This window comes from Embleya sp. NPDC059237 (assembly GCF_042754105.1).
Lineage (GTDB): Bacteria > Actinomycetota > Actinomycetes > Streptomycetales > Streptomycetaceae > Embleya.
Genome location: NZ_JBHZAE010000004.1, coordinates 153,693 through 170,747 on the forward strand (window position 1 = coordinate 153,693; position 17,055 = coordinate 170,747).

The 17,055-nt window shown below is 70.7% G+C and carries 11 protein-coding genes; 7 read left to right on the plus strand and 4 right to left on the minus strand.

The genetic code is table 11. The features are described from left to right. Positions 1–35 precede the first annotated feature (35 nt). Together ACFXKZ_RS14875 and ACFXKZ_RS14880 are read right to left on the minus strand one after the other, a co-directional pair. Positions 36–566 carry a winged helix-turn-helix domain-containing protein gene (locus tag ACFXKZ_RS14875; RefSeq protein ID WP_380000302.1) on the minus strand — a complete coding sequence of 177 codons (531 nt, stop codon included), beginning with the start codon at positions 564–566 and terminating at the stop codon, positions 36–38. 853 nt (positions 567–1,419) lie between these two features. Next, on the minus strand, positions 1,420–1,938 hold the full coding sequence (locus ACFXKZ_RS14880) for an RICIN domain-containing protein (protein ID WP_380000304.1): 519 nt from the start codon (positions 1,936–1,938) through the stop codon (positions 1,420–1,422). A 697-nt stretch (positions 1,939–2,635) separates the two neighbouring features. Between ACFXKZ_RS14880 and ACFXKZ_RS14885 the strand changes: the two genes are divergently transcribed. Beyond that, entirely contained in the window at positions 2,636–3,394 is a 759-nt protein-coding gene (locus tag ACFXKZ_RS14885) for a DUF4328 domain-containing protein (protein ID WP_380000306.1), read from the plus strand. Here ACFXKZ_RS14885 and ACFXKZ_RS14890 read toward each other — a convergent pair. Continuing rightward, on the minus strand, positions 3,381–3,812 hold the full coding sequence (locus ACFXKZ_RS14890) for a hypothetical protein (RefSeq protein WP_380000308.1): 432 nt from the start codon (positions 3,810–3,812) through the stop codon (positions 3,381–3,383). The two genes, ACFXKZ_RS14885 and ACFXKZ_RS14890, sit on opposite strands and share 14 nt — an antisense overlap. Before the next feature lie 384 nt (positions 3,813–4,196). Here ACFXKZ_RS14890 and ACFXKZ_RS14895 point away from each other — a divergent pair, with 384 nt between their 5' ends. From ACFXKZ_RS14895 to ACFXKZ_RS14905, 3 genes are all read left to right on the plus strand, one after another. Continuing rightward, positions 4,197–4,610: an LAETG motif-containing sortase-dependent surface protein gene (locus tag ACFXKZ_RS14895; protein WP_380000310.1), complete on the plus strand. Its 414-nt coding sequence runs from the start codon at positions 4,197–4,199 to the stop codon at positions 4,608–4,610. Between the two features lie 72 nt (positions 4,611–4,682). Next, positions 4,683–5,348: an RNA polymerase sigma factor gene (locus tag ACFXKZ_RS14900; protein WP_380000312.1), complete on the plus strand. Its 666-nt coding sequence runs from the start codon at positions 4,683–4,685 to the stop codon at positions 5,346–5,348. Beyond that, positions 5,345–5,860 carry a hypothetical protein gene (locus ACFXKZ_RS14905; protein WP_380000314.1) on the plus strand — a complete coding sequence of 172 codons (516 nt, stop codon included), beginning with the start codon at positions 5,345–5,347 and terminating at the stop codon, positions 5,858–5,860. Before ACFXKZ_RS14900 ends, ACFXKZ_RS14905 begins: the two co-directional genes overlap by 4 nt. A gap of 101 nt (positions 5,861–5,961) precedes the next feature. Here the strand turns inward: ACFXKZ_RS14905 and ACFXKZ_RS14910 are convergent, their stop codons facing one another. Then, complete coding sequence (locus ACFXKZ_RS14910; RefSeq protein ID WP_380000316.1) at positions 5,962–7,284, minus strand: acyltransferase domain-containing protein; 1,323 nt, start codon at positions 7,282–7,284, stop codon at positions 5,962–5,964. A gap of 352 nt (positions 7,285–7,636) precedes the next feature. Between ACFXKZ_RS14910 and ACFXKZ_RS14915 the strand changes: the two genes are divergently transcribed. The 3 genes from ACFXKZ_RS14915 to ACFXKZ_RS14925 all read left to right on the plus strand — a co-directional run bounded on the left by ACFXKZ_RS14915 (position 7,637) and on the right by ACFXKZ_RS14925 (position 16,980). Next, positions 7,637–8,869 carry an acyltransferase family protein gene (locus tag ACFXKZ_RS14915; RefSeq protein ID WP_380000318.1) on the plus strand — a complete coding sequence of 411 codons (1,233 nt, stop codon included), beginning with the start codon at positions 7,637–7,639 and terminating at the stop codon, positions 8,867–8,869. 258 nt (positions 8,870–9,127) lie between these two features. Continuing rightward, positions 9,128–10,519 carry a PucR family transcriptional regulator gene (locus ACFXKZ_RS14920; protein ID WP_380000320.1) on the plus strand — a complete coding sequence of 464 codons (1,392 nt, stop codon included), beginning with the start codon at positions 9,128–9,130 and terminating at the stop codon, positions 10,517–10,519. Positions 10,520–10,590: 71 nt separating this feature from the next. After that, entirely contained in the window at positions 10,591–16,980 is a 6,390-nt protein-coding gene (locus tag ACFXKZ_RS14925) for a type I polyketide synthase (protein WP_380000322.1), read from the plus strand. Positions 16,981–17,055 lie beyond the last annotated feature (75 nt).

Consider the following 17,055-nt stretch of genomic DNA (forward strand, 5'->3'; position numbering starts at 1 on the left):
CGACGCCTCCGCGTCCCCGCGCCACCCCCGGCGGCTCAGTGCCCGCCGACACCCGACCAGGCGAGGTCGTCCTCCCTCGGGTCGTGCAGGTCGAGCAGATATCCGCGCCCCCACGCCGTGCGAATGGACAGGTGCAGGCAGCCGATCCGCCGACGAAGTCGCAGTATGCGCAGGTCCAGGGCATTGCGCCGCTGCGCGCAATCGCCCGGCCACACCCGCCGGACCAGGCTCTCCCGGGACACCACCTCCTGGAACGACTCGACCAGGACGCGCATCAGATCCGCCTCCGCCGGAGACAGCGAGAGTCTGCGACCGCCGAAGCGCAGTACACCCTCACGATCGATGCAGGGCAACGCACCCGCCTGGGCCCTGGCCGCGAGCGCGGCCCGGCGCGCGCCGAAATCCGCTCGACTGATCGGCGGCCTGACCCAGTCCTCCAGGACGTTCAGGCCCGTGGGCGCCGACACGCCGTGACCCTCCAGGACCAGCAGGCAGGGCAGTCCCCGTGACCTGCACACCGCGCGCTTTTCCGCCTCGGACGGCCACCGTAAAATTTTGACTTCCACGCGATCCTCATTCCAGAATGCTCATGGAAAATTCAGGCCCGCGAAGAATCGAGGTGCGCCCGCACCGCATTCACCGACAATTCATGGAGAGCCGTCGGCAAACATTCCACCCACGTCGACGCGCCTGAACCCGGGCAGTTCCGCATATCGGACCGCAATTCGCAATCAACGAATACGCCCCACCTGTCGTGCGCCCGGCCCCACCACGCGAGCCTGCTGCTCGTATCTGTCTCGTGTCGTATCGCTCCGCGCCCTCGACTCGGCCGGTACGACCAACTCCCAGACTGCCGAGCCCAGTTCACTGCCGAGGCCAACCGTTTTTCCTGGGCCCCGAGACCCGGTCGCGACCCGGATTCGTCGTCCCGCCGATCATGTCGTACGGCCGACACCGTGTTACTCGTCGACTCTGTGCACAACCTGTCCCGATGCCATGATGCTAAACACAATTCGTTCGACGCAACCCTCCGCGGCCGGATCGGAAGCCATTCCATCCAAAAATGCGCGACCGATCACACGGCGTCCTCCACCGGGTTACTCAGCGATATCCTCGAAGCATCCGAGGACGTCGAGACGGGCCGATATGTTAGGCCGGACACCACGGGGGTAGAGAGAACCGATTGCCCTCCGTCGGCCGCCGCCGGCACTCCCGAATTCATGCGCTCGCCGTGAACGGCACCGGCCCCGCCACGGTCGCCGGGTCGAAGGCGTCCGCATGGGAACCGGACGTCTCGTATGGCGGGATGTGTGGCGGGGCCGGCCTCAGGCGGGTCCGACAGCGGATTGCGCCTGACCGAAATCATGCTCCGTTACGACAGGTTGTGAAACGGAGCCGAACTATCCACAGGCCCTGGGCTCAGAAGCTGCCGGCGGGCACGGTCCAGACCATGTTGCCCGTACGAGCGCAGGGTTCGATGTCGAGTCGGGCACCGTTGGTCGCGTTGCCGTTGGGAACGTTGATGCAGAGGGCGGACGCAGGGTTGTACAGCCGGTCGAAGTTGAGGCGACGCCACTCCTGGTTGGCACCGCCGGTGCAGTCCCGAATGGCGAGTTGCGTCCCGGGCAGCAGATTGCCGCCGTCGAGACATTTGGCCTTGGCCACGATGGTGCCGTTGGCGATGGTCCACTGTTGTGCCGCGGAGCCGGAGCTGCAGGCATCGAGCCGTACGGGGGTGCCGTCGATGTCGCCTGCACCGGCGACGTCCATGCACTTGCCGCTGACCCAGTGCACGATCGGACCGGTGCCGGCGAGCGGGGTGGCCCCGCCGTTCGGGCTCGATCCGACCGCGGAGGCCGTCGCGCCGGAAAGTACCAGGGCAGCGAAGGAGGTCGCGCAAACCGCTGCCGTGGTGACGAACTTGCCGGCTTTGCTCATTTCCGCCTCTTGGTGGTGGTTCGGTTCTCGGTACGGGCCGTCGCGGCGACCGAGGGCACACCGTGGGCGTTGCGCGGGTACACGATGTGGTCCTGCCCGTCCGGCGCGAACCGGGCCCGACCGAGCCGCATTTCCCTCACCCACCGGCAGATGCCGGACACACGGAGATTGCCTCCCTCGGGTTCGTTGACGGCCTCTGGCACCGTAGGCGGATCCCAATCACCGTCACCAGAAGGGTTCAGGACAATCCCCACGCCACGGGAACCTCCCATATCACGGGAACTGCGACGCGATGCCTGCCTTCGACCCGAAATGGGCCCGATGGTCAACAGAGTGACAGGGCATGGTTGTTCGTGATACCGCGGCCGTACGTTCGAGATGCGGCTCACATCGACGGCGCGGACAAACCTCGTGACGTGGATCGATCGGCACGGGATGATGCCTCGGACGCCCCGCCGAACCCGTGCGGCCGACGCGGATCGGCGCCGGCACACGACGCGGGCGGTCCGAACTCATCGACAGGAGAACCTGCTTCGTGCTGTGCCCGTTCTGTGGTGGACGACCCGTCGTTCCCGGACCCTGCGGTGCGTGCGGTGGGCAGGCGTACTCGGGCTTCCCCCCGAGTCCACCACACCCGTTCGCCTACCACCCGCCGCGGCCACGCCCGTTGCGCGGGCTCGCCGTCGCGCTCTACGTCATGATGGGAATCTCGGCGCTGGTATCGGCGTTCGCGGTCGTCACCCTGGTCTACCGGGCGGGATTGTGGGACGACATCGCCCACGGGCGCCGCCCAGCTCGGGAACCGAACGAGTTCAACGACTCCCTCGCCCTGTTCTGGCGGCCCTACTCGTTCGTACAACTCGCCCTGATGGTGGTGTTCCTGATCTGGTTCCATCGTGCGCGCCGCAACATCGACACCTACCCGGGGCAGGCGCGGCGAACATTGCCCTCCGGCTGGGCGATCGGCGGCTGGTTCTGTCCGGTGGTCAACCTGTGGTTCCCGCCGCGGATCACGGTGGACGTGTGGCGGGCCAGTGACCCCCGCGCACAGCACGGCGGCGGCATCACGCGGGGTGGCCTCGTTCTGGTATGGGGTTGGTGGATCACCTTCGTCGCTGCGATGACGATCCCACTGGGCGTGCGCTACCTCGGCCCCGATGCCGACCCGGAAATCTCCTCCCTCCTGGTCGACACCGTCGCCGACGCCGAGGCCGCCCGGACGGTGAGCCTGGTCAAGGCCGGCCTCTTCGTCGTGCAAATCGTCGCCACCGCTCTCGCGGTCGCCGTGATCGCCCACATCACGACGTTGCAGAAGAAGCGCGAAGCGACATTGCCCTCGCCCGCGTTCGGCGCACCGGCCCCGACCTTCGCACCGTACGCCGTCGCACACGCGACTGCAGGAGGCCCCGTCCTCCCCGGCGCCCCCAACACACCGCCCCCGCTCAGGCTTGGGTAACGCCCGCGTCGGCGGAAACACGAAGCCGGACGTGGTGCTCGACGCCGCAGTTCGCACCGCGACGGGTCGTCTGCGGCGTCACGCTCAGGCGTGAGACACGGGTGGCGGCTGACGCCGTGCTCACCTGCACGGTGGTCTCCATCGGGTCCGCCGTCAGACCCGCGTCGAGGACGCCCCCGACCCGGGCGGAGCCCTCTCGGACGGGCGACAGGGTCACCTGGGGCTCCTGGCACGATCCGGCCCGACACAGCCGTATCGAGATGTCGGTGACCCGATCGGCCACTTCGGAGGCGATGTCGATGGTAACCGGCACCCGCCAATCGGCGGTGCACACGGTTTCGGGGGCGGAGGCCGTGCAGGCCCCGAGGGTGAGCGCCATCCCGGAAGCGACCACGGCTCGTAACAAGGTGGAGTGCACCGTTCGTACCTCTCGGGTGACCTGGGCTGCGCCGCGGAATGGTCGGGCCCGTTGATCCTGGCAGCACCCGCGTCCGAGGTTGTCGTGCGGGGGCGGGTCATCGGGGCCGCCTGCTCGACGATTCGGTGGCTCAGAGGCTCGGTGGCTCGGTGGCTCGGTGGCTTCGGAAAAAAGTTTGGTGGGATTGGGAACCCCGGGGGCCGTCGGGCGTCTGGATGGCTGTCGCCGGATGGTGGCGGCCTCGGCTCCGTGTGTTCCTGGCACGGGGATCCGGGTGGTTGATGGTCCTTGAGGAGAATGGTGACTATTCGTTCGCCGCGTGTTTCGGGTTCCGTGATCGGCTCCCCGCCGGGTGGTCGTCGAGGTCGGGTGCGAGTGGGTCGGGTGCTCGGGGCCGGCTTGTTGGCGGCGGCCTCCGCTGTGGTGTTGGCGCAGGGGGTGGCCGTGGCCGACGAGGGCGCGGCGCGCGGGTCGGCGGGGCGGGTTCCGCCGGCCACCGCCCCGCCGACCGCCGCCCCGCCCGCCACCGCCCCGCCGGCGACCAGGGCGCCGAGCGCCGTACCGCCCAGCTCGTCGCCCCGGGGCGAGCGGTCGACCGTTGCCCCGACGCCGTCGGGCGCGGTCTCGGGTGGGCGCGAAGGTGTGCCGTCCACTCCGCCGACGACGGTGCCGCCTCGGCTGGCGGAAACCGGGGGTGACGACAAGACCGTCTGGTACATCGGCGGCGCGGGCGGCCTGCTGCTGCTCGGTGGCGGGGCCGTGGTGGCCGGCCGGCGGCGCGGGCGGACCGCGGCCTGATCGGCGCGGGAACCGGCCGGTGCGCCGGGGATGTCCTTGTCCCCGGTGCACCGGCCGGGCACCCGGTGCCGTATGGCGCCGGTGGTTCATCGGTTCGCGTCCGAGGAGTTCACGGCCATCCAGGAATCCCACATCAGGGTCCGATACGACCCGACCCCGCCCTCTCGGGTACCGCCCGCCGAGGCCCCGTCGCCCCGGCGGCGGGCCTTCGGCCTGTTCCGGCGCCGGACCCGGGAGGCGGGCGAGCCGCCGCCGACCATGACGCAGCTCTATCACGCGCATCGGATCCGGTTGGTGCGCCTGGCCACGTTGCTGGTGGACGACCAGGAGACGGCGGAGGACGTCGTCCAGGAGGCGTTCACCGCCGCCTTTCGACGGTACGGCGCGCGGCTGGGCGAGCTGGACGATCCGCCCGCGTATTTGCGGCGTTGTGTGGTCAACGGCGCACGATCGGTATTGCGCCGGCGGCGTACGGCCCGGGCCTGGGTGCCGCCGGTGCTGCCGCCGGCGGCCTCGCCCGAGGACGACGCGCTTCGCGCGGAGCGCGATCGGCGACTGCGGCAGGCGTTGGGACAACTCACCCGGCGGCAGCGCGAGGTACTGGTGTTGCGCTATTGGGAGAACCTGAGCGAGAGCGAGATCGCCGGCACGCTGGGCATACCGTCCGGCACCGTGAAATCCACCGCGAGTCGCGGGCTGACCGCGCTGCATCGGCTGCTGAGGGAGGAGGACACGTGAACCGACGCCGTGACCGTGGCGAACCCCTGCGCTCGGGAACGCCGGAACACGCAGCTCTGGAAACGGAGTTGCGGGACTGGATGGCCCGACGGGCCGATGCGGTGAAACCCGCGACGCTGCGTGCGCGCGAGGTACCACTGCCGGCCGCGCCGGTGCGTCGGCTGCGTGTTCCGTTGCGGCCGGCGGTGGCGGTGGCGGCGATCGCGGTGGCCGCGGCGGGTTGGATGGTGATCGGGTCGACCTCGACGCCGCACGGCCCGCGCCCGGTGACCGTACCGCCGGCCGTGCCCGCGCCACCCACAGGTGCGCCGCCCGTCGAGACCGCGCCGAGCACCGGCGCGCCGAGCCCGTCCACGGCCACCACGACGCCGCCGACGAGAGCAACCGGGTCGAACACCCCGACGCCCCCGGAGACGATCCCCGGGTCCGACCGCCGGACCGCTCCCCCGGAGAACCAACCCCCACGCACCACACCGCCCTCCGGCCCCGCGGGTGGTCGGCGTACCGGCTGAACCGTGCGCTCGGGTGAACGTGACGAGGTCGCCGGCTCCCGGACGGCGACCTCGTCCGTCCCGCGCGGAGCCGACCCGACCGGGCGGCACCGCGCCGTCCCTCAGGCGAAGGCCGCCGTCCAGTCGACCGTGACGCCGTGTACGTACGCCTCGGCCAGTGCGGCCAGGAACCGGCCCATCCCGCCGTCCTCGTTGCGGAGCGTGGCCAGCAACACGGCCGGGCGGCCCAACTCTTCGGCGGTGTCCTGGATCCCGACCGAGAGCACCGGTTGCGCGCTGCACTCGACGAAGAGCCGGTGGCCGTCGGCGACCAGCGCGCGAACCGCGTCGTCGAAGCGCACCGTCTGGCGCAGGTTGCGGTACCAGTACTCCGCGGTCAACTCGTCGGTCTCCACCGGCCCTCCGGTCACCGTCGAGTAGAACGGCACGTCGCTGCGCGCCGGTTCGATCCCGGCCGCCAGGTCGAGCAGCGTCTCGCGCAGATCCTCCACGTGCGGGGAGTGTGCCGCGAAGTCCACGCCGGGCACTCGCCAGCGCATCATCCGGGCCGCGGACAGCGCGGCGCCGAACTCCTTCATCGCCGCCACGTCGCCCGAGACCGTCATGGTGGCCGGACCGTTCACCGCGGCGACCGCCAACACGCCGCCCCGGTCGACCAGCATCGTCCGCACGCGGTCATTGGGGGCGAGCACGGTCAACATCTCGCCGCGGCCCCGAATCGCGGTCAGGGCCCGACTGCGCAACGCCACGATCCGCGCCGCGTCCGCCAGGGACAACGCTCCGGCGATGTGCGCGGCGACGATCTCGCCCTGGGAGTGGCCGACGGTCGCGGCCGGTCGCACACCGAAGCGGCACCACAGGCGGGCCAGCGACACCATCATCGAGAACAGCACGGGTTGCACGACATCCACCCGATCCAGCGGCGGAGTGTCCGGGGCGCCCCGCAGAACGTCCTCCAGGGACCAGTCCACGTGCGGCGTCAGCGCCTCCGCGCAGGCCCGGATCTCGCGGGCGAACTCGGGGCAGGTGTCCAGGAGTTCCACCGCCATGCCGACCCACTGGGTGCCCTGGCCGGGGAAGACGAACACCGGCCGGGAATCCGCCTGGGCCTGCCGGGTCGCCTGCCCGGTGAACACGTTCGGCGCGGCCCGTTCGTCGACGAGCGCCCGTACCCCGGCGACCAGTTCGGTCCGGTCGCCGCCCAGCACGACGGCCCGGTGCTCGTGGGTCGCGCCGGCCGCCACCAGGGATCGGCCGACTTCGGCGACATCGGCGGCGACGTCGCGCGCCGCGTCGGATTCCAGTCTGGACAGCAGGCGGGCGGCCTGGCCGCGCAGGCCCGCCGCGCTGCGCCCGGACAACACCCACGGCACGGTGCCGGCCGCGGCACCGATCCGAACGTCTTGAATGGCCGGCTTGCTCACGAGCACTCCTCGTCGGTGCCGAACGGTGGACTGTGCGTGCCTCGCAAGATATCCACGAGGCCGCATCTTCGGCCCACCGTGCGGTAATCGGGCCGCGCGGGCACGATTACCGACGGATTACCGAACACGCGTGAAATCGTGGAAGGCTGCCGAGCCCCAGCCGCGCCGGCTTTCCAGTACGGAGGCTATCCGTGTCGGGCAATCCGATATCGCAGGCGACTAATCCTGCGCAGACATCCGCGCGCACATCCGCGCCATCCCTCGTGTACACACCGAAGCACACTTCGCAGCACACTTCGCAGCGCAGTCCGAAGCATGCACCCGAGCACACACCGCGACCCGCGACGCCGACATGGTGACCCGGGAGACCGGCCCGAGCACCGCCGGCAGGGCCAACGCCTCCACGGATCCCGAACCCTCGCGACTGCCGTCGTTGACGGGACTGCGCTTCGTGGCGGCGCTGCTGGTCTTCACCACGCATGTCCTCTGGTACACCCCTCAGTTGGTCCCGGGCGACACCGGGGACCACCTCCGCAAGACCTTCGCCCTGGCGGGCTCGTACGGCGTCGGTTTCTTCTTCATCCTCAGCGGCTTCGTGCTGACCTGGACCGCGAGCGCGGGCGACACGACCCGGTCGTTCTGGCGCCGCCGTATGGTCAAGATCGGCCCGATGCACCTGGTCACCTTCGGGCTGGCCGCCCTGCTCGTGCTGCACACCGATCGGCCGACCCGCGGAGTCGACTGGTTCGCCGCCTTGAGCATGCAGCAGGCGTGGATTCCGGACATCCGGTCCGTGTCGGCGGTCAACGGCGTGACCTGGTCGCTGTGTTGCGAGTTCTTCTTCTACCTCGCCTTCCCGCTCCTGTATCCCCTCTTGCGCCGCATCCGCGAGGCGTGGTTGTGGCCGGCGCTGGCCGCCGTACTCGCGTTGATCGTGGGGGCGTTCCTGGTCGCCACCTTCGTGGTGGACGACCAGCCGCGCCTCGCCGCCTTCGCCGTGTCCGGTGAAGTGTCGTTCGACCAAGTGTGGTTCGTGTACTTCTTCCCGCCCGTCCGCGCGCTCGAATTCGTCCTGGGCATTCTGCTGGCCCGGATCGTGGCCGCGAGGCGGTGGCCGAATATCGGACTCGTGCCGGCGTTCGCGATCGCCGTCACCGGCTACGTGATCGGCCGGTACGAACCGTATCTGGCGGGCACCGCCGGGGTCGCGACGGTCTGGACCGCGCCGCTGATCGCCTCCGCCGCGGTCGCGGACCGCCGGCGCACCGCCTCGGTGTTCCGCAGACCGACGATGGTCCTGCTGGGCGAACTCTCCTTCGCCTTCTACATGGTCCACTGGATCGTCATCGGCGCGGCCGCCGACTGGATCGGGCCCACCCGTACCTTCTCGTCGACCACCGGCGCGCTGCTGATCGTCCCGCTGTTCCTGGTGGCGCTCGCGTGTTCCTTCGTCCTCCATCGCTTCGTGGAGATGCCACTGGTGCGGCGTTTCGGGCGGCACCGGGCCAATTCCGGCAAGGCCGCCGGATTTTCCTCCCGAGTGACGACGCCGCTGAGTACGGACGGTCTCGGCGTGACGAAATAGGGAACGCTCCGTCTTCCATACGATCCGAACAACCGTTGTTTCCCGGGTTTCGCGCACTGCGGCGGAGGCGGTGGCCTACCGTCTCCGCCCGTTCCCGGGCGGCGAATCACACCACACCACGCACGTCGACCGCTTCCGCCCACCGGTCGGTAATCTTGTTCCGAGCGTGCGGTTACCGGATGATTACCCCCGGCGCAAGAAACCGTGCCAGGCTGCCGACACCCAGTCGCGTCCGCTTTCCGGTACGGAGGCAACTCGTTGTCGGGCTATTCGATATCGCAGGCCACCATTCCCGCGCCACGACAGATAACGTCCACCTATTCCCTGCTCCACCTACTGCAACCCGTCGACGATTCCGTACTCCACTTACCGGCGACGAACCCGCAGCTGATCGAGGAGGTCGTCGCCCGCGTCGGCTCCGGGGCGACCGGTTGGGCCATCGAGAACAGTCGGTTGTTACTGGCCGAGTTGGCCGAGGAACCGTTCGCCCGCTTCGATCGCAAGTCGTGCAGCGAAACCCGGTTGGTCGAGGCGATCGCGCTGTGGGTCGTCCTGCGACTCAGCGGCGTGCGGGCCATCACCGGCCTGCTTTCCGCCGAACTCACCAACGCCATCCGGGAACGGATCGCCGACAATACGACCGTCGACCTCCTGCTCCGCTACGTCCGGGCCACTCACGCGAACTTCACCCGCGAGTTGTTCGAGTTCCGCGAGACGATGATCCCCGCCGAGGACCAGCCGGCCATGATGCGCTCCATCTCGGCCGACCTGTTCGAGGGCATGGAGACCCTGTCCGCCTCGGTGACGGAGAAGTTCGCCGCCGAACGCAATCGCTGGTTCGCCGGATCCGTCGGCGAGCGCTTCGAGTTGGTCTCCGCGATCCTCAAGGGCAAGCCGATCGACACCCGCAAGGCGCTGCACCAGCTGCGCTACGACCTGACCCTGCATCACGTCGCGCTGATCCTGTGGCAGGACGAGATCACTCCGGACAGCAGACGCGACCTGGAGACCACCGCGCTGCGCCTGCTCGACCAGGTGGGCTGCTCTTCGATGTTGCTGCTCCCGGCGGGCCCGGGACGCCTGTGGGCATGGGGTGGGCGCGCCACCGACCATCCGGGCGAACTGCGACGCTCCGCCAAACCGATGGATCTGCCCGCACACGTGCATGTCGCCTCGGGGCTGCCCGGCGACGGCATCGCGGGTTTCCGGCGCTCGCACCAGCAGGCGATCACCGCCGAGCGGGTCGGCCGCATCACCGAGCCCGGCCCGTCGAGGTTGTGCGACTACGGCGACCTGGAACTGGTCATCCTGCTCGGGAACGATGCCGATGCCGCCGCCGACTTCGTACGTCGCGAACTCGGACCGCTCGCCGCCGACAACCGCACCATGGCCGCGTTGCGCGAGACCGTGCGGTGCCTGCTGGACAACGAGCGGGGCGTGGCGACCACGGCCAAACACCTGCACATCGCGAAGAACACCGTGGTGTATCGGGTCAAGAAAGCGGAGCAGTTGCTCGGGCGGTCGTTGCGCGAGGACCACCTGCGCCTGCACTTCGCACTGTATCTGGCGGAGCGGCTCGGCTCGTCCGTACTGGCCAAACAGGGCCCTGCGGCGGGACTGGAGCACTCGATTCGGGCGGTGTCCTCATGAGCGGTGGTGGGCGTGGGATGAACGGTGGTCGGGAGACGGACGGCGGTCGGGGGACGAACGGCGGTCGGGACATGAACAAGGACGAGAAGCTGCTCGACTATCTCAAGTGGGTCACCACCGACCTGCACAAGGCCCGAAGCCGGGTCGAGGAGTTGGAGTCGAGCCGAACCGAACCCATCGCCATCGTGGGCATGGGCTGCCGCTACCCCGGGAACGTGTCCACGCCCGAGGAGTTGTGGCGCCTGGCCGCCGACGGCGTCGATGCGATCTCGGGTTTTCCCACCGACCGCGACTGGGACGTCGAGGGCGGTTACGACCCGGATCCCGACGCCATGGGCAAGTTCTACGCTCGGGAAGGCGGATTCCTCGACGACGTGAAGGGATTCGACGCGGCCTTCTTCGGCATCTCGCCGCGCGAGGCACTGGCGATGGACCCCCAACAGCGGCTGCTCCTGGAGACCACCTGGGAGGCCGTCGAGCGGGCCCGGATGGACCCGCGGTCCCTGCGCGGCACCGACACCGGGGTGTTCGTCGGTGTGATGTACACCGGCTACGCCTCGACGGTCAGCGCGTCGGCGACCGGCATCGAGGGCTACGCGATGACCGGCATGTTGACCAGCGTCGCGTCCGGCCGGCTCTCCTACGTCCTGGGCCTGGAGGGGCCGACGGTCAGCATGGACACGGCCTGCTCGTCGTCCCTGGTGTCCATCCACCACGCCCTCACCGCGCTGCGCAACGGCGAGTGCTCGCTGGCGCTCACGGGCGGCGCGATGGTGATCCCGGTGCCGGACGGCTTCGTCGAGTTCTCCCGGCAGCGCGGACTCGCACCCGACGGCCGCTGCAAGGCGTTCGCGGCGGCGGCGGACGGCACCGGGTTCTCCGAGGGTGTCGGGATGCTGGTGCTGGCCCGGCTGTCCGACGCACGGCGGCTCGGCCATCCGGTGCTCGCGGTGATCCGCGGCAGCGCGGTGAACTCCGACGGCGCGTCCAACGGCCTGACCGCGCCGAGCGGTCCGGCGCAGCAGCGGGTGATCCGTCGCGCACTGGCGAACGCCGGACTCTCCCCCGCCGAGGTCGACGTCATCGATGCGCACGGCACGGGCACGATGCTCGGCGATCCGATCGAGGCCCAGGCGTTGTTGGCGACGTACGGGCAGTCTCGGCCGGCGGGCGAGCCGCTGTTGTTGGGCTCGTTGAAGTCGAACATCGGACACACGCAGGCCGCTGCGGGGGTGGCCGGGGTGATCAAGATGGTCATGGCCATGCGCCACGGCGTGGTGCCCAAGACGCTGCACGTGGACGCGCCGACACCCGCGGTCGACTGGTCGTCCGGGGCGATCGAGCTGGTCACGGAGCGGCGCGCGTGGCCTTCGACCGGACGGCCGCGGCGGGCGGCGGTGTCGTCGTTCGGGGTGAGCGGGACGAACGCGCATCTTGTCGTCGAGCAGGCGCCGGTCGAGGACCCGGAACCGGTGGAGCCGGTGGCCGGGTCGGTGTTGCCGGTGGTTCCGGTGGTGTTGTCGGCGCGGTCTGCCGGCGCGTTGCGGGCGCAGGCGGAGCGGTTGGTGTCGGTGGTGGACGGCGTCGACGGTGTGTCGTTGCCGGATGTGGGCTTGTCGGCGGCGGTGTCGCGGTCGATGTTCGAGCACCGTGCGGTCGTGGTGGCCGGGGATCGGGACGAACTCGTCTCGGGGTTACGGGCGTTGACCGCCGGTGAGTCGTCGGCGGGGCTGGTGTCCGGGCCGGTGGGCGAGGGGCGTCTGGCGTTCCTGTTCACCGGCCAGGGGGCACAACGTGTCGGCATGGGCCGGGAGTTGTACGACGCCTACCCGGTGTTCGCGGCGGCGTTCGACGAGGTCTGTGGTCACTTCGACGCCGGGTTGCCCGGGACGGTGAAGGACGTCGTCTTCGGGGACAGCGAGGGGCTGGATCAGACCGGGTGGACCCAGCCGGCGTTGTTCGCGGTCGAGGTGGCGATGTTCCGGCTGCTGGAATCGTGGGGTGTACGACCCGACTTCGTAACCGGGCACTCGATCGGGGAGTTGGCCGCCGCGCATGCCGCGGGTGTGCTGGGCCTGGGCGACGCGTGCCGGGTCGTCGCCGCTCGTGGGCGGTTGATGCAGGCGTTGCCGGCCGGCGGGGCGATGGTCGCGGTGCGGGCCGGCGAGGCCGAGGTGCGCGAACTGCTGCGCGGGCATGCGGACCGCGCCGGGATCGCGGCGGTCAACGGGCCGACGTCGGTGGTGATCTCCGGCGCCGAGGACGTCGTCCTCGCGGTCGCGGACGCTCTGCGCGAGCGCGGCCACAAGACGAACCGGCTCACCGTGAGCCACGCCTTCCACTCGCCGGCGATGGATGCGATCCTCGACGAGTTCGCCGGTGTCCTGGATACGGTCGAACTCGGCGAGCCCGGCATTCCCATGGCGGCCGACACGGCCGATGTGCGCTCGGCGCGGTACTGGGTCGACCACGTCCGCGAGCCGGTGCGCTTCGCGGAGCACATCGCCCGTCTGCGGGAGCGGGGCGTCACGCGGTTCCTGGAGATCGGCCCCGACGGTGTGCTCACGGCACTGGGCGCGGAGTCCGCGCCGGACGGGTTGTTCGTCGCCCTCCAGCACCGCGACCGCCCCCAGGCCCGTACGGCTCTCACCGCGCTCGCGCGCCTGCACATCCACGGGCACACCATCGATTGGCGACGCCTGTTCGCCGACACGAACGCCTCGCTCGTCGATCTGCCCACCTACCCCTTCGAGCACCGGCCGTACTGGCTGGACGGCACCTCCCCCGGCGGACGCCGGACCATCGGCCTCGGGCCGATCACGCCGGAACACCCGCTGCTGACGACCGCCATCGAACTCGCGGGCGGCGCCGGGCTCGTGCTCACCGGTCGGATCTCCCTGCACACCCATCCCTGGCTCGCCGACCACCGCGTCCACGACACCGTGACGCTGCCCCCGGCGGCCCTGGTGGAGTTGGCGGTCCGGGCCGGCGACGAGGTCGGCTGCTCCGGCGTCGCGGATCTGACGATGCATGTTCCCCTGGCCGTCCCGGACAGCGGCGGCGTGCAGATCCAGGTGACCCTGGGTCCGCCCGACGAGGACGGTTGTCGACCGATCACGATCGGCTCTCGCCCGGATCGGGACGAGCCGGGCGCGGTGTGGCTCGTGCACGCCGGCGGGCTGCTCACCGAGCCGGCGCCGGCGCCGCTGATCTCCCTGGCCGCCTGGCCCCCGCCCGACGCGGTCCCGGTCGGGCTCGACGACCTCTACGCGCGGCTCGACGGGAAGGGTCGCGCGTACGGGCCGGTCTTCCGGGGGCTGCGGGCGCTGTGGCGGCAGGGGGCGGATCTGTTCGCCGAGGTGCGGCTTCCCGACGACACGGACCCGGACACGTTCGGGATCCATCCGGCGCTGCTCGACGCCGCGCTGCACACGTTGCTTGCGGTGGGGCAGGACGCCGCCGAGCTGTCGTGGCGCGGGTTCGACCTGTATGCCGCCGGTCCGCGTGCGCTCAGGGTTCGGATCAGGCCCGGGGAGCGGGACGGGTTCCGGGTGTGGCTGGCCGACGAGGCGGGTGAACCGGTCGCCGAGGTGCGTGCGTTGCGGCGTCGGCGGGCTCCCGTCACCGGCCGGCACGACCGGGTGATGGCGAACTCCCTGTTCCATACGGCCTGGTCGCCGATCACCCTCCCCGACCCGGACGACCTCGACCCCACCGGCTGGGCCGTGCTCGGGGATTCGCCGCCCGTCGGGCACGCCCGACGCGTCGGGCGGGTCGCGGAGGCCGCCGGGGACGTCCTCGTCGCGATGATCGACGAACCGGCCGGGACCGATCTCGCGGACGCGGCGCACCGGGCCACCGTGCGCGCGCTGGAACTGGTCCAGGAGAACCTGGCGTTCGGCACCTCCCGCCTCGTGGTGGTCACGCGCAACGCGGTCGCCACGCACGAATACGCGGACGTCGAACTCGGCTCGGCCCCGGTCTGGGGTCTGGTCAGGTCGGCCCAGGCGGAGAACCCGGGGCGGATCACGCTGATCGACGTCGACGACAGCCCGGCCAGCGCCGCGCGCCTCGGCGCGGCGATCGTGTCCGGGCACGAGCAGGTGGCCATCCGCGGCGGGCACGCGAGTACTCCCCGGCTGGCCAGGGTGTGCCCGGAGGCCGTGGCCGGGCCGGAGTTGAAGCCCGACGGCACGGTCCTGGTCACCGGCGGAACGGGCGCGCTGGGCGCGCTGTTCGCCCGCCACCTGGTCACCGAGTACGGCGTGCGGAACCTGGTCCTGACCAGTCGACGGGGGCCGGACGCGCCCGGGGCCCGGGAGTTGCGGGACGAACTCGCCGCGCTCGGCGCCCGGGTCACCGTCGTCGCGGCCGACATCACCGACCGCGACGCCGTGGACCGGCTGCTCGCCGCGATCCCCGCGGAGCACGCGCTGACCGGCATCGTGCACACCGCCGGGGTCATCGACGACGGCATCGTCACCGCGCTCACGCGCGAACGTGTCGCCTCCGTACTGCGGCCCAAGGTCGACGCCGCTCTGCATCTGCACGAGGCGACCCTCGACGACGACCTGGCCATGTTCGTGCTGTTCTCCTCCGTCGCCGGTGTGGTCGGGTCGCCGGGGCAGGCGAACTACTCGGCCGCCAACCAGTTCCTGGACGCACTCGCGCAGCACCGTCGGGCCAATGGGCTGCCGGCGCACGCGCTCGCCTGGGCGGCATGGGCGCAGGAGCACGGCATGGCGTCCCGGTTGTCCGAGGTGGACCGCAGTCGCGCGACGCAGGCCGGGCTGCGTCCGATCGAACCCGCGGAGGGCCCCGACCTGTTCGACGCGGCGCTGGTGGCCGTGCACCCGACGACGGTGCCGATGCATCTCGACATCGCCCGGATCGAGCGGCAACCCGGCCCGGTCATGCCCGTGTTGCGCGGCCTGGTGCGCACATCGGCTCGGCGGATGATCACCGCGACGACCCGGGACACCGGGCACCTCGCGGAGCGCCTGACCCCGCTCGACGACGCCGGTCGGCGCGAACTCCTTCTCGATCTGGTGCACGTGGCCGTGGCCTCGATCCTGGGTCACCGCGGCACCGACCACATTGCCCCCGGAGTCGTCTTCACCGAGTTGGGTTTCGACTCGCTGACCGCGGTCGAGTTGCGCAACCGGCTGGAGGGCGAAACGGGGCTGCGCCTGCCGCCGACCCTGCTGTTCGACCACAACACCCCGGCGGCGCTGATCGATTTCCTTCTCGCCGAACTCTCCAGCCGTGCCGATTCTCCGGCGCGCTCCGCCGTGGACTTCGCGGCCGAGGTGCGGCTGGCCGAGGATGTGGTCCCGGCCGCGGAGGTCGTCGACGTGGTCGCCGATCCGCAGCGGGTGTTCCTCACCGGCGCGACCGGGTTCGTCGGCGCCTTCCTGCTCCGGGACCTGATGCGCGAGACGCGGACCGTCGTGCACTGCCTGGTCCGGGGTGCCGACGAGGCGACCGCGCTGGAGCGGCTGCGGGCGAATCTGAGCTGGTACGGCATCTGGGACGAGATCGACCGGGACCGGCTGTCGGTGGTCACCGGTGACCTCGCCGAGCCGCGCTTCGGGCTGGATGCCGAGCGGTACGAGCGCCTGGCCCGCGAGGTCGACGTGGTGTACCACGCGGGCGCGACGGTGAACTGGCTGCACCCGTACACGTCGTTGAAGGCGGCCAACGTGACCGGTACGGAGGAGGCGCTGCGGCTCGCGGCGCTGTACCGCACGGTGCCGCTGCACTACGTGTCCAGCACGGGCGTCTTCGCTCGGCCGGCACCCGGCGGCGCCGGGTTGACCCCGCAGGATCCCACCGGGCCGCCGGAGGAGTTGACCAACGGGTACCGACAGAGCAAGTACATCGCCGAGAAGGTGATCGAACTGGCCCGGGACCGCGGCCTGCCCGTGTCGATCTATCGCGCCGACGTCGTCTCGGGCGCGCAGACCAACGGCGCCTGCCAGACCCGCGACTTCGTCTGGTTGAGCCTGAAGGGCAGCCTCCAGGCCCGGGCGGTGCCGGTGGGGGCGAACGCACTGTTCCCGATGGTGCCGGTGGACTACGTCGCCGCGGCCGTGCTGGCCCTGTCCCGCACGACGACCGGGCGCACGTTCCACCTGTTCAATCCCGTGGCGATCGAATTCGCCGACATGGTGGGGCGGTTGCGCGAGTCCGGCCATGTCCTGGACGAGGTGTCCTGGGACGAGTTCGTCGCCGGTGTGCGTGCCGATCGGGACAACGCGCTCTTCCCGACGATCGACATCTTCCGGAGCTACATGACGGCGGGCGAGGCGCTGTACATGCGGATGGATGTGGCCGCGACGGAGGCCGCGTTGGCCGGTACCGGCATCTCCTGCCCGGAGATCGACGCGGAACTGTTCGGCAGGTACGCGCAGTTCTTCGCCGGAGTCGGCTACTTCCCGACCCCGGCGCGGGTCGGATAAGGCGGTCGGGCCGCGGGCTGCGGCGCGCAAGCCGAAGGGTCCGCCGGGGCATCGAAGCCCCGGCGGACCCTTGGC